The sequence below is a fragment of the Mycolicibacterium tokaiense genome (genome assembly GCF_010725885.1).
Lineage (GTDB): Bacteria > Actinomycetota > Actinomycetes > Mycobacteriales > Mycobacteriaceae > Mycobacterium > Mycobacterium tokaiense.
Genome location: NZ_AP022600.1, coordinates 5,307,840 through 5,332,357, shown reverse-complemented (window position 1 = coordinate 5,332,357; position 24,518 = coordinate 5,307,840). Strand labels below are relative to the sequence as shown.

22 protein-coding genes are annotated in these 24,518 nt (G+C 66.5%); 9 read left to right on the top strand and 13 right to left on the bottom strand.

Features of this window, described 5'->3' with window-relative positions; all coding sequences use genetic code 11:
- Positions 1 to 5: 5 nt before the first annotated feature.
- The 3 genes from G6N58_RS25790 (at position 6) to G6N58_RS25780 (ending at position 3,997) form a co-directional block, all read left to right on the top strand.
- Positions 6 to 1,535: an alpha/beta hydrolase gene (locus G6N58_RS25790; RefSeq protein ID WP_163908416.1), complete on the top strand. Its 1,530-nt coding sequence runs from the start codon at positions 6 to 8 to the stop codon at positions 1,533 to 1,535.
- 144 nt (positions 1,536 to 1,679) lie between these two features.
- Complete coding sequence (locus tag G6N58_RS25785) at positions 1,680 to 2,600, top strand: LLM class F420-dependent oxidoreductase (protein ID WP_115280966.1); 921 nt, start codon at positions 1,680 to 1,682, stop codon at positions 2,598 to 2,600.
- 650 nt (positions 2,601 to 3,250) lie between these two features.
- Positions 3,251 to 3,997: an SDR family oxidoreductase gene (locus G6N58_RS25780; RefSeq protein ID WP_115280967.1), complete on the top strand. Its 747-nt coding sequence runs from the start codon at positions 3,251 to 3,253 to the stop codon at positions 3,995 to 3,997.
- Here G6N58_RS25780 and G6N58_RS25775 read toward each other — a convergent pair.
- Genes G6N58_RS25775 through G6N58_RS25760 form a run of 4 tightly spaced genes read right to left on the bottom strand, consistent with a single transcriptional unit; the run spans position 3,984 to position 7,608 of the window.
- The gene (locus G6N58_RS25775; protein WP_232068157.1) at positions 3,984 to 4,298 is read right to left on the bottom strand and encodes an MDR/zinc-dependent alcohol dehydrogenase-like family protein; all 315 of its coding nucleotides are present in this window, start codon (positions 4,296 to 4,298) and stop codon (positions 3,984 to 3,986) included. The genes G6N58_RS25780 and G6N58_RS25775 overlap by 14 nt on opposite strands.
- 55 nt (positions 4,299 to 4,353) lie before the next feature.
- The gene (locus G6N58_RS25770; RefSeq protein ID WP_115282060.1) at positions 4,354 to 5,256 is read right to left on the bottom strand and encodes a carbohydrate ABC transporter permease; all 903 of its coding nucleotides are present in this window, start codon (positions 5,254 to 5,256) and stop codon (positions 4,354 to 4,356) included.
- A gap of 1 nt (position 5,257) precedes the next feature.
- A complete protein-coding gene (locus G6N58_RS25765) occupies positions 5,258 to 6,178 on the bottom strand; it encodes a carbohydrate ABC transporter permease (protein WP_115280969.1) in 921 nt (306 codons plus the stop codon).
- Positions 6,175 to 7,608, bottom strand: coding sequence for an extracellular solute-binding protein (locus G6N58_RS25760; RefSeq protein ID WP_232068007.1), 1,434 nt, complete (start codon positions 7,606 to 7,608; stop codon positions 6,175 to 6,177). The genes G6N58_RS25765 and G6N58_RS25760 overlap by 4 nt, the downstream gene beginning before the upstream one ends.
- Positions 7,609 to 7,864: 256 nt before the next feature.
- On the opposite strand from G6N58_RS25760, the gene G6N58_RS25755 reads away from it, so the two are divergent.
- The 5 genes from G6N58_RS25755 (at position 7,865) to G6N58_RS25735 (ending at position 14,964) form a co-directional block, all read left to right on the top strand.
- Positions 7,865 to 10,303, top strand: coding sequence for a beta-glucosidase (locus tag G6N58_RS25755; protein ID WP_115280970.1), 2,439 nt, complete (start codon positions 7,865 to 7,867; stop codon positions 10,301 to 10,303).
- A complete protein-coding gene (locus G6N58_RS25750) occupies positions 10,296 to 11,372 on the top strand; it encodes a LacI family DNA-binding transcriptional regulator (RefSeq protein WP_115280971.1) in 1,077 nt (358 codons plus the stop codon). The genes G6N58_RS25755 and G6N58_RS25750 overlap by 8 nt, the downstream gene beginning before the upstream one ends.
- Positions 11,369 to 12,775 carry a GH1 family beta-glucosidase gene (locus tag G6N58_RS25745; protein WP_115280972.1) on the top strand — a complete coding sequence of 469 codons (1,407 nt, stop codon included), beginning with the start codon at positions 11,369 to 11,371 and terminating at the stop codon, positions 12,773 to 12,775. Before G6N58_RS25750 ends, G6N58_RS25745 begins: the two co-directional genes overlap by 4 nt.
- Before the next feature lie 51 nt (positions 12,776 to 12,826).
- Entirely contained in the window at positions 12,827 to 13,471 is a 645-nt protein-coding gene (locus G6N58_RS25740) for a LysE family translocator (RefSeq protein ID WP_068917259.1), read from the top strand.
- A gap of 62 nt (positions 13,472 to 13,533) precedes the next feature.
- The gene (locus G6N58_RS25735; RefSeq protein ID WP_197746447.1) at positions 13,534 to 14,964 is read left to right on the top strand and encodes an FAD-dependent oxidoreductase; all 1,431 of its coding nucleotides are present in this window, start codon (positions 13,534 to 13,536) and stop codon (positions 14,962 to 14,964) included.
- Positions 14,965 to 14,969: 5 nt separating this feature from the next.
- On the opposite strand, the gene G6N58_RS25730 is transcribed toward G6N58_RS25735, so the two are convergent.
- The 9 genes from G6N58_RS25730 to G6N58_RS25690 all read right to left on the bottom strand — a co-directional run bounded on the left by G6N58_RS25730 (position 14,970) and on the right by G6N58_RS25690 (position 23,202).
- Positions 14,970 to 16,118 (bottom strand): FAD-dependent oxidoreductase, encoded by a 1,149-nt coding sequence (locus G6N58_RS25730; RefSeq protein WP_115280974.1) that lies wholly within the window; start codon positions 16,116 to 16,118, stop codon positions 14,970 to 14,972.
- 4 nt (positions 16,119 to 16,122) lie between these two features.
- On the bottom strand, positions 16,123 to 16,488 hold the full coding sequence (locus G6N58_RS25725) for a cupin domain-containing protein (RefSeq protein WP_232068006.1): 366 nt from the start codon (positions 16,486 to 16,488) through the stop codon (positions 16,123 to 16,125).
- 23 nt (positions 16,489 to 16,511) lie between these two features.
- Positions 16,512 to 17,930 (bottom strand): NAD(P)/FAD-dependent oxidoreductase, encoded by a 1,419-nt coding sequence (locus G6N58_RS25720; RefSeq protein ID WP_115280976.1) that lies wholly within the window; start codon positions 17,928 to 17,930, stop codon positions 16,512 to 16,514.
- Between the two features lie 32 nt (positions 17,931 to 17,962).
- A complete protein-coding gene (locus G6N58_RS25715) occupies positions 17,963 to 19,054 on the bottom strand; it encodes an ABC transporter ATP-binding protein (RefSeq protein WP_115280977.1) in 1,092 nt (363 codons plus the stop codon).
- Complete coding sequence (locus tag G6N58_RS25710) at positions 19,044 to 19,844, bottom strand: ABC transporter permease (protein WP_068917256.1); 801 nt, start codon at positions 19,842 to 19,844, stop codon at positions 19,044 to 19,046. Before G6N58_RS25710 ends, G6N58_RS25715 begins: the two co-directional genes overlap by 11 nt.
- Complete coding sequence (locus G6N58_RS25705) at positions 19,841 to 20,731, bottom strand: ABC transporter permease (RefSeq protein ID WP_115280978.1); 891 nt, start codon at positions 20,729 to 20,731, stop codon at positions 19,841 to 19,843. The genes G6N58_RS25710 and G6N58_RS25705 overlap by 4 nt, the downstream gene beginning before the upstream one ends.
- Positions 20,732 to 20,743: 12 nt before the next feature.
- Positions 20,744 to 21,874: an ABC transporter substrate-binding protein gene (locus G6N58_RS25700; RefSeq protein WP_115280979.1), complete on the bottom strand. Its 1,131-nt coding sequence runs from the start codon at positions 21,872 to 21,874 to the stop codon at positions 20,744 to 20,746.
- A gap of 27 nt (positions 21,875 to 21,901) precedes the next feature.
- Entirely contained in the window at positions 21,902 to 22,489 is a 588-nt protein-coding gene (locus G6N58_RS25695) for a type II toxin-antitoxin system RelB family anti-toxin (protein WP_115280980.1), read from the bottom strand.
- 170 nt (positions 22,490 to 22,659) lie between these two features.
- Complete coding sequence (locus tag G6N58_RS25690; protein WP_115280981.1) at positions 22,660 to 23,202, bottom strand: TetR/AcrR family transcriptional regulator; 543 nt, start codon at positions 23,200 to 23,202, stop codon at positions 22,660 to 22,662.
- Between the two features lie 94 nt (positions 23,203 to 23,296).
- Between G6N58_RS25690 and G6N58_RS25685 the strand changes: the two genes are divergently transcribed.
- Entirely contained in the window at positions 23,297 to 24,499 is a 1,203-nt protein-coding gene (locus tag G6N58_RS25685) for an MFS transporter (RefSeq protein ID WP_115282062.1), read from the top strand.
- Positions 24,500 to 24,518 lie beyond the last annotated feature (19 nt).

The window sequence follows — 24,518 nt, the reverse complement described above, 5'->3', positions numbered from 1 at the left end:
GGCGTGTGCTCGCCCTGTGCACGGGCGTGGTGCTGTTCGTGAGCTCGTGCGCCTCGCCCCCGCCGCCTACCGAGGCTTCTGTCGAACCTTCCGGACTCGCCGAGTTCTACGCTCAGGAAATCGAATTCGGACCATGTGCACCCTACGCGTCGTCCTCGGTCGACGAGCAGAGCTTCGCCAGTGCACAGTTCGACTGCGCCCGCGTCGAGGTCCCGCTGGACTACGCCGACCCTGACGGTCCCCGCGGGAAGATCGCCCTGCTGCGGGCCAAGGCCCGCGGTGAGAAGATCGGCTCGCTACTGGTCAATCCCGGCGGTCCCGGCGGTTCAGGGATGAGCTTTGTCGGTCTGCTCAGGTCGGTATCGGATTTCGGCCGTGTCGGTGAACGGTTCGATGTGATCGGCTTCGACCCGCGCGGTGTGGGTGCCTCCATCCCGCGGGTGGAGTGCTACACCGACGCCGAGACCGACCGGGGCGAGGAGCCGGCACCGTATCTGTTCGACGTGCCGGACGGCGATGCGGCCCTGGACGTGGCGCAGCGGTGCATCGAGGGCACCGGCGGGGTCGACGCGTTGACCAGCGTCGGCAGCGCCAACATGGTGCAGGACATGGACGTGATGCGCGAGGTGTTGGGCGACGAAAAGCTGTCCTACCTCGGCTACAGCTACGGCAGTGAGCTGGGCGGCATGTACGCCGAGGCCTTCCCGGAGAACCTGCGGGCCATGGTGATCGACGGCGCGGTCGACCCGCTGAAAACCGAATCGGAGTTCCGCCTGTCCCAGTTCGCGGCCTGGCAGAACGCCTTCACGGAGCTGGCGAAAGACTGCGTCTCGGAGCCGAACTGCCCGCTGGGCACGGAGCCGGGGCAGGCCGACGAGCGGTTTCACAACCTGGTGCGGCCGCTGCAGGACAACCCGCTTCCCGTCGCCGGTGGCCGCTCATTGTCGTATGACGCCGCAGTGCAGGCTGTTTCAACCTCCCTCTTCGTCAATGCCCAGTGGCCGATCATCATTCAGGGCCTGTCAGAGCTGGCCGCAGGCCGCGGTGAGGTACTACTGGGGCTGCGCGATGGCGCGATGGGACGCGGACCTGACGGCCGTTACGGCGGTGGACTCAACGTGGACGCGAACTTGGCGATCAGGTGTATGGACAACCCGCGGCGTACCGCCGACGAGCACACCGAGCTTTCCCGCCGAGCGTGGCAGGTCGCACCGTTCCTCGACCCCGGTGGCCCGGAACAGCGTGCGCACTACGAATGTGAGGCGTGGCCATCGCCGGTGAGCCGGTCGCTGCCCTGGTTCACCGGAAACGCCGAACTGCCCCCGACCCTGACGGTGTCGGTCACCGGCGACCCGGGCACCCCGCATGAGGGTGGCGTCAACCTGGCCCGCCTGCTGGGAGGCAGCCTACTGACTGTGGAGGGCGCGCAGCACGGTGTCGCGATGTTCGGGCAGAGCGAGTGCGTGGACCGAGCTGTCGCGGACTACCTTGTTGATCTACAGACTCCGTCCATTGATGCCCGGTGCACCCTGTGACCGGGAATCAGGAATTGGTCTCGGGGCGCGATGGCCATCTGTCGACCCGGACCTCATTCATGCTTTGTTTGAACCCACCGTGCGTGGCTTCGCTGTTCCCGCAACGCCGGAATAACCCTTCTTGGAGAAGAATTGATTCAGTTCATGACCATTCGACTCGGACTCCAGATCCCGAACTTCAGCTACGACAGACCGGTGACCGAACTTTTCCCCGCGGTTCAAGCACAGGCCCGCGAAGCCGAAGCCGCGGGCTTCGACACGGTGCTCGTAATGGACCACCTCTATCAACTACCGGGCCTGGGTGAGCCAGACGAGCCCGTGCTGGAGGCCTATACCGCGCTGGCCGCACTCGCTGCGTCCACGGAGCGGATCCAGCTTTCGACATTGGTCACCGGCAACACCTACCGCAACCCCACACTGTTGGCGAAAGTGATCACCACCCTGGACGTGTTGAGTGGCGGACGCGCCGTACTGGGCCTGGGTGCCGGCTGGTACGAGTTGGAGCATCGCCAACTCGGTTTCGAATTCGGCTCCTTCACAGAACGATTCGAGAAGCTGGAAGAAGCGTTGCAGGTGATCCTTCCCATGACGCAGGGCGAGCGACCAACGTTCTCCGGGAAGTGGTATCACACGGAGAACGCCATCAACGAACCCCGCTACCGTGACCACATTCCGGTGATGCTGGGCGGCAGCGGTGAGAAGAAAACCTTCCGGCTGGCGGCGCGCCATGCCGACCACCTGAACATCATTGCGCCCATCGAGGAGCTACCGGCCAAGCTCCGTGTACTCGAACAACGGTGCATCGAAATCGACCGCGATCCGGCGTCATTGGCGACCAGTACTTTGTTGACGGTGATCGTTGACGGGGAGGAATCCAGGGATATGCCGGAGGCGCACGGGGGTCGCGTGGTCACCGGGACACCTGTCCAAATCGCCGAGGAGATTCAGCGACGCGTGCTCGACGTCGGTATCGGCGGCGTCGTCATCAACCTGCCGACCCACGGTTACACACCAGGGCTGGTCACCAAGGTCGGACAGGCGCTGAGTCCGCTGATTTCAGGGTGAGCGCACTGACCAAGGAAGAGCATGGGGGTTGATTGTCCACGCTCCATTCGACGAGGGGACGAGGGGGTGTAGCACCCGCATCAAACTGGCGCCTTTGTCTGTGGGCCTCCTCCCTCACGACGTCGCGGAACCAAACGGTCCGCCCTTGCGGTCGATCACTGCGGCGCTTGCGGAGGTGGTCATACAGGGTCGGCCATCGACGAAGGATCCTGGATCGGTTGGGTCGGGCATCGAGGTGGTCAATGGGCGAGTTCTGGGCATCGGGACGACCTCCGCCCCAGGGGGCAGCGGGTATGTCGCCCTCCGCAGGTCCGGCTTCTCGGGGCTGTCCCTGGCGCTCCTTCGTCAGCACTTCGGGGTGGCTGACCCAATGCGAAATCGGCTGTGTTGCAAGTACTCCACGGTGTACAGCCGCACATCACCACATCTGGGCTCGCGGAATTGGTCTTGACGGCGGTGGGGGAGCTGCGCGGGTGACGTGTGGCGCCGTGGCCCGACGGAGTATCCGTCACCGATGTCCGGGCGGGGTAGGGCGACCGCGGCACACGCCGGGTGCGGGCAACTAGGTGACATGTCCTGGAATAAGGTGTCATGTCACCTAGTTGTTGGATCTGAAACACAGCAGGCGTTTTCGACAACTGGAGGATGAAATGGCTCAGCTCGAAGGAAAGACAGCACTGATCACCGGCGGCACATCCGGCATCGGCTTTGCGACGGCGCGCGCCTTCGCCGACGCGGGCGCCAAGGTGTTCATCACCGGGCGTACCCAACAGCGCGTCGACGCCGCCGCAGCGTCCCTGGGTTCCGGTGTCGTCGGTGTTGCCAGCGATGTCACCAACACAGCGGATCTGGATCGACTTGTGGGGGTCATCCGCGACGCAGGTGACGGCCTCGACATCGTCTTCACCAACGCCGGCAGTGGCGAGTTCGCGACGCTGGAGGACGAGACACCCGAGCACCTCATCGACACGTTTAACCGCAACGTGGGCGGGACGGTGTTCACCGTGCAGAAGACGCTGCCGCTACTCAATCGCGGTGCCTCGATCGTGCTGTCCGGCTCGACCGCAGCCACCAAGGGTATGCCGGCATTCGGCGCTTACGCCGCGGCAAAGGCTGCTGTCCGGTCCTTCGGCCGCACCTGGGCCACCGAGTTGGGCGAGCGTGGCTTCCGGGTCAACACGGTCATTCCCGGTCCGATCCTGACCGAGGGACTCACCGAGCTGGTGCCTGACGAAGACCAGCGGCAGGTGTTCTTCGACGGTCTGGCAACGAACCCGATGAAGCGGATAGGTGATCCTGCCGAACTGGCCGCTGTGGTGGTCTTCCTCGGCTCCGATGCGAGCAGCTTCATGACAGGTGCGGAGATCTTCGTCGACGGGGGTATCAACCAGGTTTAGCGGGCCTATCCGAGGTCGGGCCGCGGCAAGGTGCCCTCGCACAACAGACTCTTGTGTGCAACGGCGAGGATGTCGGGTGCAGCCGCGGGACGAGCTGTCCGCTCTCGACCAGTGCGGCAGCGTTCGAGAGGATGTGTCCGTGGTGTTCCCGGCCGCGTCCGATCAGCAGTGGCAGCACGGTGAACACGCCCGAATAGTCGGCGCCCCGGAAGTACAGGGGCGCCAGGTTGTGGGTGCCCCAGCCCAGCGCGCCGAGGACGTGGCCGGTGTAGCGCGTGACCGCGGTGAACGAGGCGTCCAGCGTGGCGCCACCGACGTTGTCGACGATGATGTCGAAGCCCGCGCCGCCGGGTGACCTACTTGCTGAAGCCGGCCGTCAACCCGCTGACCAACTGGCGGCGGCCGAAGGCGTAGAGCACGATCACCGGCAGCGTGCTGAGTACCACCGAGGCCATGACCGCCGGCACGTTGACGCTGTACTGGCCCTGAAACGTCCACAGGGCCAGGGGCAGGGTCCGCTGGTCCGGACTCTGGGTCAGGATCAGCGGCAGCAGGAACCCGTTCCAGACCGTCAGGCCGTTGTAGACCGCCACCGTGACCAGGGCGGGCCGGGCCAGGGGAAAGGCGAGCCGCCACATGGTGGCCCACTCACTGGCGCCGTCCATACTCATCGACTCGAACAGCTCCTTGGGCACATCCCGGATGAAGTTCGCGAGCACCAGCACCGACAGGGGAATGGCAAACGCGATGGAGGGCAGGATGATCGCGAGCAGAGTGTCGTAGAGATGCAGTCGGATGATGATCAGATAGACCGGGATCACCACGGCCTGCAGTGGAATTGCCAGTCCCGACAAAAAGATCACATTCGCCACGCGCAGGAACCGGCCGTTGCCCCGCACGATCGCATAGGCCGCCATGAACGCAAGCAGAATCGTCGGCACCACCGTGCCGATCGCGACAACGGCGCTGTTGAGGAAATAGCGCGGAAAGTCCGACTGGGCCACGAACCGGTATTGCTCGAAGTCCGACTCCGGGGAGGGCAGCAACGGATTGGTGGCGAAGTAGTTGCTCTGGCTCTTCAGACTGGTGATGACGATCCAGTAGATCGGGACCAGCACCACCGCCAGCCACAGGAAGGCAATCAGGGCGCCGAGCCAGTTCGGCCGCTCCCCATGGCGCATCCGCCCGCGTCGCCGCGTCGTCGGACGCGCCGGTGGGTGTGTGGTGCGGGTGGACGGGGTGGTCAGCGTCGCCGACATGTCAGGCACCATCCAATTGGCTGTGTGACGGCGTACCCCCGCCGAGACGTCGCAGCAGCAACGCCATCCCCAACCCGACGAGCACCAGGATCACCGCGATCACGCTGGCGGGGCCCATCAGGTTGGCCTGGAAACCGCGTCGGTACATGTCGAGTGCGAGCACCCGGGTGGCGTCGCCCGGGCCGCCGCCGGTGAGCACGAAGATCAGGTCGAAGAAGGTCAGGGAGCCGATCACCATGAGCGTGGAGGACGTGACCATCGTGTACCGCAGCGCGGGCAGCGTGATGGAGAAGAACTGCCGGCACCGACCAGCGCCGTCGAGCTGGGCAGCCTCGTACATCGACCGCGGGATCTGTTGAATGGCGCCCTGGTAGATCAGAGAGTGGAACGGCACGAATTGCCAGGACACGATGAAGATCACCACCCCCAGGGCCAGGCCGCCCTGGCCGAGCCAGTCCTGGCTCAGTAGCGGCACCCCCAATCCGACGCCGAGCCCGAAGTTGGGATCCAACAGGGCTTTGTAGGTGATCGCGATGGCGGCCGAGCTGAGGAGCAGCGGGATGAAGTACAGCACTGCGAGCCACTCGCGGTAGCGCTGGCGCCCGGCCAGGAAGGCTCCGATGACCACGCTGGCCGGCGTCTGCACTGCCCACGAGAGCACCATCAGCAGAAACGTCACCCAAATCGTGTGCGGGAGCGCGGGGTCGGTGAGCACCGACTGCCAGCTGGCCAGACCGGCCGGCTGGATGGCTCCGATGCCGTCCCACTGGCTGAAGCTCAGCAGGAGGACGCCCAGGAGCGGAATCACGGCAAACGCGACGAAGAAGACCAGCGCGGGCACGGCCAGGAATGCGACCCGGGTGTTGCGCGCCGACCGCGGAGTCGGCTGCCCAGGGCGGATCCCGGTTGGTGCCGGGATCATTTGGCAGTGGCCTGGTTCATGTTGTCGGCGAACTGTTGTGGGCTGATCGAGAGCTGGAACAGTCGGGAGATGTTGTCGAGCAGTGTCTCGGCAGCTGTCGGCGACAACGCCTGATCCCACGACTGGGCAAAGACCTTGGCCTCGGTGGACACGCGATAGATGAACTCGAGGAAATCGGCGTCTGTCGAGGTGCCCAGTTCGCTCTGTGTGCCCTGCACTATCGGCACGCTGCCGATGCCGATCCACTCTTTGACTTCCTCGTCGGACAGGACCGCCGTGCTGAGGAACTTCTTCGCGACCTCCTTCTGTTCGTCGGTGGCCTTCGAGTAGATCGACAGATACTGGGCCGGGTTGCCGACGGTATCGGACGGATCTCCGGTGCCGCCGTCGACGCCGGGGAAGTTCATGTAACCCAACTTCCCGCTGGAGACGAAATCGCCCCCGTCAGTGGCCATTCCGCCGTAGGTCCAGCTGCCTTGGAGCATCATGGCGGCCTTACCTGTGTACAGCAGTGCCTGATCTGCGTTGGAGTCGGCAGTCACCGAGGAGAAGCCGTTGACAAATCCGTCGGCTTTCACCAGGTCCTGCACCTTGGTCAGAGCGTCGATTGCCACCGGGTTCGACCAGGCATTCGGCTCGCCGTTGTAGGCCGCTTCGAACACCTCGGGTCCGCCAAGACGGTCGAACAGGAACTCCAACCACATCATCTCGGGCCAGCGGGACTGTCCGGCCAGTGAGAAGGGAGCTACTCCTGCGGCATTGAACCTCGGCGCCAGATCCATGATGTCGCCCCAGCTCTGAGGTGGTGTGGCACCAACGTTGTCAAAGACCTCTTTGTTGTAGTAGAGGACGATCGGCTGGACGGTTTCGGTGGGCATCGCATAGATCTTGTTATCCACCGTTGCCGGACCGAAAGCGGTTGGGAACAACCGGTTCTTGACTGCCGGATTCTCGTCGAACCACGAGGTCAGATCATCGACCTGGCCGGCGTCGACGTAACTTCGCAACGTGCCACCGCCCCAGCCGAAGATCAGCGTCGGCGCCTGACCGGCACCGATCGCGGTCTTGATCTTGGTCTTGAAGGCGTCGTTCTGGAAGGCGGTGAACTGAATCTGGCTGTCCGGGTTGGCCTCATTGAAACGCTCGACCGCCGCGGTACGGATGCCCTCCTGGGGCTGGGAGGTGAGGAACCAGTAGGACGCAGACCCTGGGGGAGCGCCGCCATTCTGTCCTGATCCGCTCGGTCCGGAGCTGCCGCATGCAGCCAGCGCGCCCAGGACGGGGACACTGAGCGCGGCGGCAAGGAAGGTTCGACGCGACGTGATGCCGCGCTGAAAAGCTTTTGCATCAACACTTTTGAGGTCTGCAGATGTGAAGTCCACGCTCAGCTCCGTACGTGAGAGCCGCTCCATCGCGGCTTTGTCGGTCACCCGAGGCGGGGCATCGCTATATCGAAATATTTCGACGATGACCGCAAACTCAACGTATATTTACGGTTTCAACGATGTCAATAGCGTCTTTTTGCGTCGCAGCGCCATGATTTGCATTCATTCAATGCCGCAAACATATTGTTGGAAACCATCTTTAGTGCTAGAACAGTCATGTCGACCTATTTCTGGTTCGATCGAAGACTTGTCGAAACATTTTCGAAGTCGGAAAACTTTCCCACGACGGAAGGACCGTCTTGTGACCTCACTACATCCGGTCGAGCAGAACTCGGCGGTCGATGAGACGGCCCCCCGGCCTTGGCAGAACACGTCGCTGCCGGCAGCGCAGCGGGTGGAACTGCTGCTGGCAGAGCTGAGTATCGAGGAGAAGGTCGCACAGCTCGGCAGCAGGTGGGCGAGCAACGACAGGGCTCCCGGCGAAGTCGACAGCGATGGCGATGACTTTGCCGAGGGCGCATCCAACGTCGCCCCGATGGAGGACGCCTTTGCGCTGTCCGGCGCCGTCCCGCTGCGCGACGCGGCCCGGCACGGACTGGGGCACCTCACCCGCATCTACGGCAGCCGTCCCGTCACGCCGATGCAGGGGGCCGCCGAGTTGGTCGATCAGCAGCGGATCGTTGTCGAGCAGTCGCGGCTGCGCATCCCAGCCCTCGTGCACGAGGAGTGTCTGACCGGATTCACTGCCTACGGCGCGACCGTGTATCCGGCTGCGATCGCGTGGGGTGCCACCTTCGACCCGCCTCTGGTGCAGGAAATGGCCGCGGCGATCGGTCGCGACATGGCCAGTGTTGGTGTGCATCAGGGGCTTTCGCCGGTGCTCGATGTGGTGCGTGACTATCGGTGGGGTCGGGTGGAGGAGACAATGGGTGAAGATCCCTATGTGGTGTCCACGCTGGGGGCGGCGTACGTGCGGGGGTTGCAGAGCGCGGGGGTGATCGCCACCCTGAAGCACTTCGCCGGCTACTCCGCATCGCGCGCCGGTCGCAATCACGGTCCGGCGCCGATGGGCAGGCGTGAGCTCGCGGATGTGATTTTTCCGCCGTTCGAGGTGGCGGTCACCGTCGCCGGCGCAGGCTCGGTGATGAGCGCCTACAACGACGTCGACGGGGTGCCGGCGTCAGCGGACTCCTGGCTGCTCACCGATGTGCTGCGCGGCCAGTGGGGATTCACGGGCACCGTCGTCTCCGACTACTGGTCGGTGCCGTTCCTGGCGACGATGCATCGGGTGGCCGCGGATGCGGAGGAGTCCGGCGTGCTGGCGCTGGTCGCCGGTGTCGATGTCGAACTGCCCGACACGGTCGGTCTCGGCAACGGCATCACCGAACGGGTCCGCGACGGGCGGCTTCCGGTGGAGTGGGTGGACCGCGCGGTGCGGCGGTTGCTGCTGCAGAAGGTACAGCTGGGTTTACTGGATCCGGACTGGACGCCAGAGGCGTCGGTGGCCGGCGCGGACCACGTGGACCTGGACGCGCCCGCCAACCGGGACATCGCCCGTCGGCTGGCCGAACGCTCCATCGTGCTGCTGGACCCCGGCACCGCGCTACCTCTCGGCGGCGTCGGCCGCCCCCGGCTCGACCGGATAGCCGTGGTGGGCCCCGCCGCGGCGGATCCGCGAACGTTCATGGGCTGCTATGCCTTTCCCAATCATGTCCTGCCGCGCCACCCGGGCTTCGGGCTGGGTGTGACGGTGCCGACGGTGGTGGAGGCACTGGCCGGCGAGCTCACCGGTACGGACGTCCGCTATGAGCAGGGCTGCGGGGTGCAGAGCCGCGACCGGTCTGGTTTCGCCGCAGCGGTCGAGGCGGCCACCTCCGCAGATCTCTGTGTCGCGGTGGTCGGCGATCTGGCGGGTCTGTTCGGCAACGGTTCCTCCGGGGAGGGCAGTGACGCAGAGGATCTGCGGCTGCCCGGTGTCCAGGCCGACCTGCTCGAGGAACTGCTGGCCACCGGTGTTCCCGTGGTGGTGGTGGTCGTGTCGGGCCGCCCGTACGCACTCGGCGCCGTGGCGGACCGCGCGGCGGGGCTCGTCCAGGCCTTCATGCCGGGCGAAGAGGGCGGTGCAGCCATTGCCGGGGTGTTGTCGGGACGTGTGCAGCCGGGTGGCAAGCTCCCGGTGCAGATCCCACGCACCCCGGGCGGCCAGCCCGGCACCTACCTGCAGCCGCCACTGGGCACACTGGCTGCCGACATCAGCAGTGTCGACCCCACTCCGCTCTACCCGTTCGGATACGGGCGCAGCTACACCACCTTCGAGCTCGATGCGCTGCAGGTCACCCCCGACTCCGTGCCCACCGATGGTGAGTGGACCGTGACGGTGCGGGTTCGCAACACCGGGTCTCGAGCGGGGGATGAAGTGGTGCAGCTGTATGTGGAAGATCCGGTGGCGTCGGTGGTCCGGCCGGCCCGCCAGCTCATCGGCTATGCGCGGGTGCCGGTGCCGGCTGGAGGCGCGGTCATCGTCAGGTTCACGGTGCACGCCGACCGCACTGCCTTCACCGGACCGGACCTCGAACGGATCGTGGAACCGGGCCAACTGGACCTGGTGGTGGGCACGTCAGCGGCTGACGCAGCCTGCCGCGGGACTGTCTGGCTGACCGGTGACACCCGAGCGGTCGGCCCGGACCGGATCATGCTGACCCCGGTCGCCGTCGCGCCCGAGGTGGCGGGCAATGACTGACAGCATCGAGCACCACCGCAGCGCCCGCGCGACCCTGGCCACCGTCGCCGCGTCCGCGGGTGTCTCGATAGCCACGGTGTCCAAGGTGCTCAACGGACGCACCGACGTCGCTCCGGCGACCCGCTCCCGGGTGAAGACCCTGCTCGAACAGCATCACTACGTCGCCAGGCGCGCGGAGCCCGTCGATGTGGCCGGCGCAGGCGAGCGGCCGCCCACCGTAGAACTGTTGTTCCACGAGGACCTCAACGCCTACGGCATCGAGGTGGTCCAGGGTCTGCTCGACGCGGGGGACGCCGCCGGGGTCGCGGTGGTGGTCAGCAGGCGTCCCGACGGTGAGCGCGATACCGGTGTGGCGTCGCAGTGGGTGTCCGACCTGGCCGCGGCGGGGCGCCGTGCGGTGATTTCCGTGGTGGACCAACTCCCTGAGGCCGACATCGCTGCGCTGCACCGGTTCGGTCTGCCGCTGGTGGTCATCGACCCGCTCAATCAACCGACCGCCCGCATCACCAGCGTCGGCTCCACCAACTTTGCCGGCGGCCTGGCCGCGACCCAGCACCTGCTTGCGTTGTCGCACCGCCGGATCGCCTATGTCGGTGGACCGATGACCGCGGCCTGCAACCAGGCCCGCTTGCACGGTTACCGGGCCGCGATGGAAGAGGCCGGTGCCGACGTGACCGACGACTATGTGCGAACGGGGGACTTTCTCTACGACAACGGATTACGTGAGGGACTGGCTCTGCTGGACCTGCCGACGCCGCCGACGGCGGTGTTCGCAGCCAGCGACGAGACCGCACTCGGCGTGATCGAAGCGGCCCGGACCCGCGGATTGCGGGTGCCGGAAGACCTCAGCGTGGTGGGTTTCGACGACACCCAGCTGGCCAAACTGTCGGCGCCGCCGCTGACCACCATCCGCCAGCCACTGCGCGAAATGGGGGCGGTCGCCATGCGCACCGCACTGCGCCTGGCTGCCGGGGACGTACTCGACTCACATCACGTCGAACTGGCCACCCAACTCGTCGAACGACGATCCACCGCGCGACTGGAATCCCCGACAGGAGTCACCCCATGATGAACCGCGAGCACACGCTGGGCTTCCCCGACGGGTTCGTGTGGGGCACGGCGACGGCCAGCTATCAGATCGAAGGCGCGGTCACCGTCGGCGGCCGGCAACCATCGATCTGGGATACGTTCTCGCGCAGGCCCGGCGCTGTCCACAACGGCGACACCGGCGACATCGCAGATGACCACTACCACCGTTACCGAGAGGACGTCGGGCTGCTGGCCGACCTCGGCGTCACGCACTACCGCTTCTCGCTGGCCTGGCCGCGGCTACAACCCGACGGCAAGGGCGCCATCAATGCCGACGGGCTGGATTTCTACACCCGCCTGGTCGATGAACTGCTCGCCCATGGCATCCAACCGTGGGTCACGCTGTATCACTGGGATCTGCCGCAGGCGCTCGAAGACGCCGGGGGGTGGCCGGTGCGCGACACCGCAGAACGTTTCGCGGAGTACGCGGCGATGACCCACGAGAAATTACACGACACGATCGCGCACTGGACCACACTCAACGAGCCGTGGTGCTCGGCATTTCTGGGCTACGCGGCGGGGGCGCACGCACCGGGGCGCACTGAGCCCGCGGCCGCACTGGCGGCGGCCCATCACCTGATGCTCGGACACGGCTTGGCCGTGGCAGCCATGCGCGCTCAAGACAGCAGTTCGCAGCTGGGCATCACGCTGAATCTGACGCCGGTCTCTCCGGCGACCGAGGATCCGGCCGACGTCGACGCCGCGCGCCGGGTGGACGCTGTCTCCAATCGACTGTTCCTGGACAGTCTGTTTCGGGGTCACTATCCCGACGACCTGCCGGCCGATGTGGCGGCCATCAGCGATTTCGGGTTCGCGCAGGACGGCGACGCGGCGGTCATCGCCGCCCCGATCGACTTCCTCGGCGTCAACTACTACTTCCGGGAGTTCGTGCGGGCTGGCACCGGAGCACCGGCTGCCGATCCGCACGCCCGGGCCTGGGTGGGCAGCACCGACGTCGAGCCGGTGCGCACCGACTTGCCGACGACGGCGATGGGATGGGAGATCGACCCGTCCGGGCTCTCCGACGTGCTCACCTGGGTTCACCGCGACTACGGCCCGGTACCGATCTACGTCACCGAGAACGGGGCGGCCTTCGACGACGTGCGCGACGAGGACGGCGCGATTCGCGACAACGATCGAATCAGTTTTCTGGACAGCCACTTCCGTGCCACGCTGCAGGCAGTGGAGGACGGCGCGGATGTCCGCGGCTACTTCGTGTGGACCCTCTTGGACAATTTCGAGTGGGCCTACGGCTATGACAAGCGGTTCGGGCTGATCCACGTCGACTATGCGACCCAGGCCCGCACCCCCAAAGACAGCGCGCGGTGGTTCGCCGAGGTGACCCGGCGCAATGGGCTGGCCGAGCCCCTGGAGGTCAGGTGAGCCTGTGATTCATCTTGACCAGATTGCTTGCGTGCGGTACCAATTCCGCCCATGATCATCGACTGGCCGGCATTTCTGCTGGCGTCATTCGCCATCTCTGCCGTTCCGGGGGCCAATCAGCTGCTCGGCCTGCGGAACGCGTACCAGGTGGGACCGCGGCTCGCCCTGCTCGCTGTCGTAGGTAGGCTTGCCGCCTTTGCAGTGATGGTCGTGCTGGTCAGCGCTGGTCTCGGCACATTGCTGCTCCGGTCCGAACAGCTCTTCACCGCCGTCAAGTGGATCGGTGTGGCCTACCTGCTCTATCTCGGGGTACAGACGTTGTGGTCGTCCTGGCGCACCCGTTCGCGAGCTGACGACGGCGATCCGGAGGACCTTGCCCGGCCGGTGCGCGGCGCATGGGCGCTCGGTCGTGAGGAGTTCCTGGTGGCGGGCACCAATCCCAAGGCGGTGCTGCTGTTCGCCGCTCTGTTGCCCCAATTCGTCTCCGGCGCAGGATCCATCACCGGCGGGCTCCTCGCCGTCGGGCTGGTCTACCTGGTGGTGGAGTTCGTGGTTGCAATCGGTTACGCGGTGATGGGGAGCTATCTGCGCCGTGCCTCGGTGTCGACGCGGACCGACCGCAACATCCAGCGAACGACGGGCGCGTGTCTGATCGGGTTCGCTGTGTATTTCGCGACCAGCAGGCAGCCCGCCTGATCGCGATTACGCTGAGGGCGGAAAAGTGATCGCCCGCAACGGTCCCCGCCGTTGAAACCCACGTGAACCCTGACGAATCAACACCACACGGTTGTGCGGCGGTTGATGCCGACCGCGCCGTGTTCGACCGGCTGATCCGAACGGATCCGCCGCCGCGGCCGCCGAAGACGCTGGACACCGCGTGTGTGCTGGGCGGCAGCATCGCCGGCCTGATGGCCGCGCGGGTGCTCGCCGACCATGCGCGCGCCGTCGTGATCATCGAGCGCGACGATGTCCAGACCGGGGGATCACCGCGGACCGGGGTCCCGCAAGCCCAACAAGGCCACGTCCTGTTGCCGGGTGGGTTCGCCCAGATCGAACGCTGGTTGCCCGGTTTCACCTCAGCGGCGCAGGAGCGCGGCGCGTTGCTCGTCGATTTCGAACAGCAGGCGGTGTACCTCAGCGGTGAACAGCGACTGCCCAACCGCGGCATGTCGATTCTCGCAGGCACCCGCCCCTTCCTTGAATCGCAGATCCGGACCATGGTCGCGGCATTGCCCAACGTCTCGATCCTGCCGGCCCGGGCGACGGGGCTGGACTTCGACGACGGCGCAGTCCGTGCCGTGCGCTACATCAGGGATGGCAGCGAGCAGGTCACCGCGGTCGACTTTGTGGTGGACGCGATGGGGAGATCGAGCAAGACATCGGAGTGGGTCGAGGACGCCGGTTTCCAACGTCCGCAGTTGCACCGGGTCCGCACCGACATCAACTACGCGACAGCATTGTTCACGCGCACAGAAGACTCGGATGACTTCCCGATGACGGCATTGGCCCAGTTCGACGGGCCGGCCGCGCCGGATGGGTTGGCCTTGGGGACGGCACTGGTGGCCGAAGGGAACCAGTGGATGGTGATGCTCACGGCCTACGAACCTGGACGGCCGCCGAAGACGCTCGAGGAGTTCCGCGCCACCTGCGCCAAGCTGCCGCCGGTCTTCGGCCACGCGGCCGCGGGGGAGTTGACCCGCGAGATCATGACCTATCGCCAGGCTGACAGCCGCCGTCGCGACTTCACCGGATTGGAGCATTATCCGGCGCGTCTGGTGTCCGTCGGCGATGCGGTGGCGTCCTTCAATCCCGTTTACGGGCAGGGCATGTCGTCAGCGGCTCTGCATGCGAGCTGTCTGTCCGACTATCTCGTGAACAACCCACAGCCGCAGCGGATGGCGACGGAGTTCTTCGAGATGCAGGCCGTGGTGACCGATGCCGCGTGGGCGCTGTCCGCCGGTGCCGACGCTGCCCGGCTGGACGCGCTCGAGAGTGCCGAGGTCTCCACGGAACTCCAACAGCAGCGCTGGGCGATGAATCAGGTGGTCCGGGCCACCTTGAGCGACCAGACGATCACCGACGCGTTTGCCGCCGTCTCGTTCCTGCTCGCGCACCCGTCGATCCTGGCCGAGCCGGATCTGCTGCAACGAGCGGTCGCGGCCAACGAGCGGACTTTCGCACGAGGGTGACCCGGTCAGTGCCGCCCCAGCACATGGGGGCCGGCCCGCTCGGGCAGTCCGTGGGCGAACCGGGCCGCTGACAACGCGGCGACGTCCGCGTCGGGCGTCACTCCTTCTGCCAGATCGGCCAGCACCTCGCCCATCAGCGCGGAGAACTTGAAGCCTTCCCCGGAGTCGCCGCAGGCCACCACGACACCGCCGTCGAGAACGTCCAAGACGAACCTCCCGTCCGGAGAGTCGGTCCACGAGCACACCTGCGCGTCGAGAACCGTGGGGGACACCGAGGTGAGATCGGCGTGCACCCGGTCGCGGACGGTGGCGGTGCGGGCAGGGTCCGGTGTGCGGTCCGCGTCGTCGTCGCGGTAGTCGCGCAGCGGCTCGTCAAGTCCCACTTTGTATCCCAGGCCCGGTGTGGGCATGGCGTAGATCCCGGGTTGCTCATCGGTGGGGCCGTCGAACAGGCCGGGGTAGCTGTCGTAGGCGTTGGGCTGTGTCGGGTCACCGAAGTGCACCACCTGCTCGAGGTACGGGTGCAGGGGTACCTTCAGCCCGAGTCCGGCCAGCATCGCCGGGGCGCCGGGGCCCGGCGCGAGCACCACGACATCTGCGTGCATCACTGTGGAGTCGTCGAGGCTCACCTCGACACCGTGGGCGGCGGGCGAGATCTCGGCCACCCTGGCTCCGAACAGTGTTGTCCCGCCGCTGCTTGTGAACAACCGCAGTTGCGCTCGCAGGGAGGCGGCGGCCAGCACGATGCCGGCTTCGGGCTGCCAGATGGCATCGCGGCCGTCGGGGCGTAGACCCGGCCACCACCGGCACACGTCCGCCGCTTCCACGGCCGTGAAGTCGATGCCGCATGCCTGCAATGTCTCGGTGAGCGGGGGCAGCGATCGATCGTCGCGCCACAGCAGACCGCGCCGTTCGAACACCCGCTCATCGGAGCGCTCCTGCAGACGCGCCATGGCATCCACAGCGCGGATCGACAACCGGACCCGGGCCTGATCGGGATCGGCCAAGCGCCACAGCCGGGTGGGCCCGATCGACGACGAGCGGGCATTCTGCACGCCGTACTGATCCACCAGGGTGGTGGAGTGTCCGCGCGCCGCCAGCTGTGCAGCAGCGGGCAGACCCCAGGCCCCGGCCCCGACGACGATCGCCCGCACTGCGTCAGCCGATGCTGACGAATGTCTTGCGGATGGTCTCGCGGATCAGCCAGGTACCCCGCCACCCTTTGGGAAGGACCAGGAATGAGCCCGGCGCGATGTCGGCGCTCACCCCGTCTTCGCCGGTGACGGTGCCCGAGCCGGTGATGATGTAGCACACCTCGGTGTCGCCGGAGCGGTCAGCGGTGAACTCGCCGGGTCCGCATTCCCAGATCCCGGCTCCGGCGTCCTGGTGCGACCACACCTCGGCGACGGCCTCGAGTTGGTTGTCCCGGCTGGTCGGTTTGGGGGCGGGGGCGGGCAGGGTGGCGCCCGCGGCGTTGACATGCTGCAGCGGCATCCCGGTCGATCCGCTCAATGTGTCAGTCATTCGGTGTCCCTCCGTCACGCCGCTCAGCGACCGGCGATGGTGTTGGCGATGCGGGCGAGCCGGCTGGTGCGTGGGTGCTCGTCGGCGAACTCACGCCGGTCGGCGGTGCGGTACATCGCATACATGCCCTGCACACCCAACCACCGCAACGGTTCCGGCTCCCAACGGCGCACCCGACGCCCCACCCACGGCAGCCGGGTCAAGGCGCTGTCTCTGCGCAGTACCAGGTCGGCCAGCGTGTGCCCGGCCAGATTTGTGGTGGTCAAACCACTTCCGACGTAGCCGCCCGCCGTGCCCAGTCCGGTGCGGTGATCGAAGTCCACCGTGGCGGTCCAGTCGCGCGGGACGCCGAGCACACCGCACCAGGCGTGCGCGATCGGGACGTCCCGGGTGGCCGGGAACATATCGTGCGTCAACGCGGTCAACGCTTCGATGGTCCAGTGCTGAGTGGCGCCACGGTCGTCGGTGCGTGACCCGAACCGGTAGGGAATTCCCCGGCCACCGAGGGCGATCCGGTTGTCGACGGTGCGCTGTGCGTACATGTAGCCGTGGGCGTAATCACCGAGCAGTTCTGCCTTGCGCCAGTTGATCTGGCTCAGGACCGAGTCCGGAAGCGGTTCGGTGACGATCATCGAGGAGTTCATCGGCAGCCACTCGCGGCGCTGACCAGGGATGCTGGCGGTGAAGCCTTCGAGGCAGCGCAGCACTGCCGGCGCTCGCACCGTACCGCGGTCGGTGACCGCACGGCCCTGCTCGATGGCTGTCACGGTGGTGTGCTCGTAGATGGCGACGCCCATGCCCTCGACCACGCGAGCCAACCCCTGCACCAGCTTCGCCGGCTGCACCCGGGCGCAGTGCGGGGTGAACAGACCGCCCAGGGCGCCGTTGACCCGGATCCGGGCGTCCGTCTGCTCCACATCGAGCTCCACGAAGTCCTCGGGGGCGGCGCCCCAGTGCTGTTCGTAGGGAATGGTTTCGCGGAGGCGATCCAGCTGTGCGCGGTTGCGGGCGACGTGCAGAATGCCGTCTTTCGCGATGTCGGCGTCGATGCCCTCCTTCTCGGCCACCGAGATGACCTCGTCGACGGCGTCGCGCATGGCCTGCATCAAGGTGACGACACCATCGCGCCCGTGGGTCTTGGCGTAGGCGTCACGGGATCCGGCGAGCTCGGCCGACAGCCAGCCGCCGTTGCGCCCGGAGGCGCCGAAGCCGGCGAATTCCTTCTCCAGGATGACGATGCGCAGATCAGGTTGTTCCCGCTTGAGGTAGTAGGCGGCCCACAGTCCGGTCAGACCCGCGCCGACAATGCAGACGTCGGCCTCCTGTGACCCCGGCAGCGGCGGGCGCGACGCGGGAAAGCCCGAAGCGCGGTACCAGTACGACACACCACCGTTGATGAAGTCGTTGGACAGGATGCCCGTGGTGGTAGCGAGGGATGACATGGTTTCCTTCTTCAGTATCAGGTGGTCGGTGATCAGGCGGGGTCGGCGGGGAGCACCGCCGCATTCTCGGGTGCGAAGGTGAGCCAGATCTGCTGGCCGGGCTCTACGGCGGTGATGCTGCCGGCGCTTTCCCGTACCAGGCAGGTGGAGCCGTCCTGCAGGCGCACTTCGACCTTGCGTGAGCTGCCGAAGTAGATGTCCTGGATGACGGTGCCGGGCACCGCGTTCACTGCGGTTGGACGGTCGGTACCCGTCTCCATGACAATGCGTTCCGGGCGAACCACCACAGCGACGTCCGTGCCGGGCGTCGCCTCGCCCCGGGTGGCGACGATGCGGTGCCCTCCGCTGTTCACCTCACCGTTGCCTTCTGCTGTGCCATGAAACAGCGACGACTCTCCCAGAAAGCGGGCGACGAACACACTCGCGGGGTTCTCGTAGAGCTCGCTGGGAGTCCCGATCTGCTCGATGCGCGCGTTGTTGAACACCGCGATCCGGTCCGAGAGCACCAATGCCTCGTCCTGGTCGTGGGTGACGTAGACGAACGTGGTGCCGAGCTCGCCGTGGATGCGCTTGATCTCCAATTGCAGTGCGTCACGCAGTTTCTTGTCCAGTGCACCGAGCGGTTCGTCCATCAGCAGGACCTGCGGGTCGTACACCATGGCCCTGGCCAGCGCCACCCGCTGTTGCTGGCCGCCGGAGAGCGCTTTGGGCATCCGCTTGCCGAACGCCGCCAGTCCCACGGTCTCCAGCGCTTGCGCCACTTTGACTCGGCGTTGCTCCTTGCCCACCTTGCGTTGCCGCAGAGGGTATTCCACGTTGTCGGCCACCGTCATGTGCGGGAAGAGAGCGTAGTGCTGGAACACCATGCCGATGTTGCGGCGAAACGGCGGCAGGTCGGACACGGGTCGGCCGTCGATGCGCAGGTCGCCCTCGGTGACGTCGACGAAGCCGGCGATCATGTTCAACGTGGTGGTCTTGCCTGAACCGCTCGGCCCGAGCAGGGTCAGGAATTCGCCGGGGCGGGCCTCCAGGTCGATGGAGTCGACCGCGGTGATGGCACCGTATCTCTTGGTCAGTCCGCGCATCTCGATCGATGCGCCGTGCGGGGTCTGGTCAGCGGGCACGGTTTCTCCAACTGGTGTAGATGCCCGCCACGACAGTCAATCCCGTCGTCAGGGCAAGGATCAAGGTGGCCGCGGCGGCGATCGTCGGATCGGTGTCGCGGGTGACCGACGCATACATCTTCACCGGCAGCGTTTGCAGATACGGGCTCTGGATGAACAGCGACAACACCACCTCGTCGAAACTGGTGGCGAAGGCGAACAGGGCCCCGGACAGCACTCCCGGTGCCACCGAGGGCAGCGTCACCGTGCGGAACGTCTGCCACCGGCCCGCACCGCAGATCGCCGCGGCGTCCTCGAGGCGCCGGTCGAAACCCTGCAGACTGGCCATCACAGGGATGATGACGAACGGCAGCGCCAAAACGCTGTGCGCGGTCACGAAGCCGAGCGTGGTCCCCAGCAGGTTCAGCCGCAGGAACAGCGCGTAGAGCCCGATGGCCACGACGATCACCGGAACGATCATGGGCGCCAACAGGAGTGCGCGGATGCCCTGCTGACCCGGAATCCGGTTGCGGCTCAGTGCCACCGCCGCCGCGGTGCCGCAGACGGTGGCCACGATGGTGACCTGCACGCCGACCACCAGGCTCGCCTGCAACGCGGCCAGCCACGACTGATCGCTGAAGAAGTTGGCGTACCACTGCGTGGACCACCCATTCGGCGGAAAGGCGAACGATGGCCGATCGGTGAAGCTCAGTGGAATGACGATCAGCGAGGGGGCGATCAGCCACAGGGACACCACTGCACAGAACAGCAGCAGCAACCCACGCCACATCGCAGTGATCTTGCGGGTCATGCGGTCTGCTCCTTCCGGCCGCGTCGCAACAGATACATCAGGACCACCAGGACCAGGAGGGTGATCAGCAGCAGCACCACGCCCATGGCGCCGCCGCGTCCCCAGGCCAGCATGCTGGTCACCTGTCCGTAGATCTGCTGGCTGATCAAGGCGTCATCGGGTGCACCCAGCAGCGCCGGGGTCACGTAGAAGCCGAGGCTGCTGATGAAGGCCATCAGGCACCCGGCGCCGATCCCCGTTGCGGACAGCGGGAGCCACACCCGGAAGAACGACACCACCGGACGTGCGCCCAGACTGGACGAGGCCAGCACCAGGCGGCGGTCGATGCCGGACATCACCGCGTACAGGGGCAGCACCATAAACGGCAGCAGGATCTGGCTCATGCCGATCACCACCCCCAGGTTGGTGCGGATCAGCTGCACGTCACCGAGGCCCACCGTCGAGAGCAGCTGCTGCATGGGGCCACCGTCCTGCAACAGGATCACCCAGGCGAACGTGCGCACCATCAGGCTGGTCCAAAACGGCACCAGCACAATGACAGTGAGCAGCATGCGCATCTTCGGCCCGAACGCCACCATCGCGTAGGCGAAGGGGTAGCCCAGCAGCAGGCAGATGATCGTCACCTCGATGCCGGTGGTGAAGGTGCGCAACAGCACCCGCCGCTGGGTGGCGTCCCCGAGGTACCACTGGAAGTTCTCCAGACCCAGCACTGGATCGCTGAAGGCCCGCCACACCATCACCACCAGCGGGAGGGCGAACACTCCGAGAATCAAGACGATCGCCGGCAACAGCAGCGCCAGGCTGCCGCGGCGCTCCGAGGGACTGCCCGAGGGCGCCGTCCGACTCGCGGGCGGCGCACCTCCTGAGAGAACCTGCACCATCGACATGACGGATCAGCCTCAGCCGGCCAGCCAGTCGGTGTACGCGGTGATCATGGCGTCCTGGTTCTCGGCCCACCAGGGCAGATCGATCGGGAAGCGGTCCGCGAGCCGCTCGGGCGAGGTGGTCAGGTAGGCCTGGGCCAGCTCGTCGAGTTGCGGCTTGGCGTCGACGTTGATCGGGCTGTACGACGTGAGCTCGGAGAGCTTCGCCTGCTGCTCGGCGCCCAGGTAGTAATTGATCAACGCCATCGAGGCCTTGGGATTCTTGGCGCCCTTGGGCACGGCGATGGTGTCCGCCTCCGGCATCCACTGGTCCCACATAGGGGCGAAGGGGGCGCCGTTCTTCACCGCGGAGTAGGCCCGGCCACTCCAGAGCAGCGCCATATCCACCTGGCCGGCTTCGAGGAGCTGCTGCGCCTGGGCGCCGGTGGTCCAGAACACGAAGTCGTCACGGATGCTGGACATCTTCCCCAGGGCCCGCTCAGCGTCGATCGGGTAGATCGCGTCGGCGGCGACACCGTCGGCCAGCAGGGCTCCCTCGAAGACCCCCGGGTCCAGCTCGCCGGAGATGCCCTGCATGCCGCGCTTGCCGGGGAACTTCGCGGTGTCGTAGAAATCCGCCCAGGTCTTCGGCGGGTTGGCGCCGTACTTCTCGGTGTTGTACACGACGATCAAGCCGTATCCCATTGCCGGGACCGAGCATTCGTCGGTCTGCGCACCTTCGGGGATCTTGCTGGTATCCACGATACTGGTGTCGATCGGCATGAACAGCTCGCCGCAGTTCTTGGCGGAGAAGACATTGGTGGTGTCCACCACGTCCCAGGTCACGTTGCCCGAGTCCACCTGGGCCTTGATCTTGGAGTTCTCCGTAGGGCCGTCCTGCAGGACGGTGGCACCGGACTCCTGGGCGAAGGGTTCGATGGCGGCCTTGGTCTGGCCGTCCTGGAAGATGCCGCCGTAGGAGACGAAGGTGAGCGTCACGCCATCGAGGGCGCCCGCTTTGACGGTGCCGGCCTGCGGCGGGCCACTGCCCAGGTCGAGCTCCGTCGACGGTGCTTGGCTCGAGGCCGAGCACGCCGCAGTGACAGCCGTGATGACGGCGGCCGCAGTGAGGGCGAGCGGAACGCGGCGGATGGGTGTGGTTGTCATGCGAATCTCCTTCGGGTGGGGATGCGATCAGTTGGTCGGTGGGCTGACGATCCAGAGCAGTTCGACCGGTTCGTCGCTGAGGTTGTGGACGGTGTGGGGGATCGAGGTCCGATATTCGGCGCTGTCCCCGGCGTGGAGTTGATACGTGGTGCCGTCGAGTTCGAGGGTGGGACTTCCGACGACGGCGATGAGGATCTCCTGGGCGTCGCCGTGCACATAGGCCGGGCCGGCACTGGCTCCCGGCGCGAACTCCGCGGCGTAGACCTCGACATTGCGCAGTGGCTTCTGCGACAGCAGATATTTGGCGCTGGACTCCGAGACCTCGATGACGGACCGGGCTTCTTTACGCAGGATCCGGATGTCGTTGGCCTGCTGATCGGTGAACAGGTCGGGCAGCGTGACACCCAGTTCTTCGGCAAGCCGGCGCAACGTGCCCACACTCGGGTTGGCCTGTCCCCGTTCGACCTGGCTGAGGAACCCCGGTGAGATGCCCGCCCGGCCCGCAAGCTCCCGAAGCTTGATCTGCCGGGCTTGACGGAACTCCCTGATCCGCGCACCCGTGACGGCGTCACCCGCCGACGATGCGGCGTCCACAGCCCGAAGCCCCGAGTCCATGTCAGCGTCCGTCCGTTTCTCATTGGTAACAAAGAACTTACGTGTCAGCGAACAAACTGTTCGTTGACACGGAATACTAGGGCGAACAGACGTGATGATGCAAGACCTGGATCACAATGACACCGCGATGTGATTCAGGTCACAATAGCGCCCTGTCGAGGTTGGCTCCGCTAGCGGGAGTCGGCGCGACCGGTGATGCGGTCGACCACCGCCAACAAGCCCTCGTCCGCTTCGGTGGTGTCAGGGAAGCCGCCGAGGGCGCGGTGCAGGGCGTTGTAGTAGAGCCCGTCGCCCATGAGCTTGATGGCGCGCGCGGTGTCCAGATCGCCGAGCGCGTCGTGCAGTATCGACAGCCACTCTGCCGACGCCGCGTCGATGACGGCCCGGGCGGTGGCGTCGCCGGCCTGCCGCAGTCTCGACACGGCGACGATGGCGCGGTCCAGGGGTGTGCCTGCGTAGTGGGAGGAGCGCACGTAATACCGCGCCGGTCCTTCGGCTGCGGTGCGCATCGCCTCGGCGTCCCGCACAGCCAGCTCTGCCAGTCGTTCGCACAGCGCCGCGGCCAGGCGGTCTTTGGAGGGGAAGTGGTAGAGAAGTCCGCCTTTGGAGACCCCGGCTTTGCCGGCCACAGCGTCCAGGGTGGCGTAGCGCTCGCCCTCGACGGCGAGCAGATCCGCATAAGCGTCGAGGATCCGATCCCGGGCGGACGTCATCGGCCAACCATACGGCGCGGTTTACTGTACCGGCTGGACGGTATAGTAAGCCGGTTGGCTTGGCAGGGCGCGAATTAACGAGAAGAGGGCGGTGATGGGGGCCTACCGGGAGTTGATCCGGGTACCGGGCGTGCTCAATGTGACGGCCTCGCAACTGTTTGCGCGCCTGCCGCTCGGGATGCTCTCGCTGGCCATTTTGATCCACGTCGAGGCCGAGACCGGGTCCTACGCCCGTGCCGGGGCGGTGGTGGCCTGCGTCAGCGTCGGCGAGGCGATAGCGATGCCGATGACGGCCAGGCTGGTACGACCATTCGGTCGCGTCGCGACGCTGGTGACAGCGGCGCTGGTCAACGCCGTGGCGATGGTTGCGCTGGCCGTCGCCGGCCCTCACCCGTTCCTGTTGATGGCGCTCGGCGTGCTCGTCGGCGCCTCGGTACCGCCGCTGATGCCGGTGGTTCGTGCGCTGTATCCGCACATGGTGGCGCCCGCCGGGGTGCGCGCATTGTTCGCGCTGGACACCACCGCGCAGGAACTGATCTGGGTGATCGGACCGGTGGCGGCAACTCTGCTGTCGTCCACCCTGTCGACGGCGCTACCGCTTGTCCTGTCGGCGGGAATCACGCTGGTGGGCACCAGCTGGTTCCTGATGAGCGCCCGCCGGATACGGCCATCGATCCCGCGTCAGAGCCGGGCTTTCGGCGCGGTTCTGCTGAACCGGACGCTCATCACCGCAATGCTCGCCAGCCTGGCGCTGGTTGCGTCGTTCATGGCGCTCGAGGTCGGGATCGTCGCCGAGCACGGCGGCAACGGCATCGTGGCGGGTGCGGCTGTCGCGGTGGCCAGCCTCGGGTCCTTGATCGGCGGTCTGACGTTCGGTCACCGCAAGCTCGGATTGCCCGGCCTCGTCGCCGCGCTTTCCGCAGTCGCCCTGGGGACAGCGGCCTTCGGTATCGCGGAGACCCTGGCGCTTCAGTTCGTGATGCTGTTCCTGTCTGGGCTCGGCTTCGCACCGGCACTTTCGGCGTTGTACCTCATGGTGTCCCGGGACATCGCCGAGCACGCGGTCACCGAGGCGTTCGGCTGGCTCAACAGCGGTGCGCTCGTGGGCGGGGCCGTCGGTACGGCCATCGCGGGCGTGGTCACCGACGCGTATGGCAATGCCGGCGCCGCCGTCGTCGCCGCCGCGCTGGCGGTGACCGCCGCGCTGATCCCGCTGCTCGCCCGTCTCGCCGGACCACTGCGCGGCCTGTCGGAGGACGCCGCGCCTGCTGATCAAACGGTCGGCGCGCAACGCTGAACGGTGCCCCTGCGGGGTG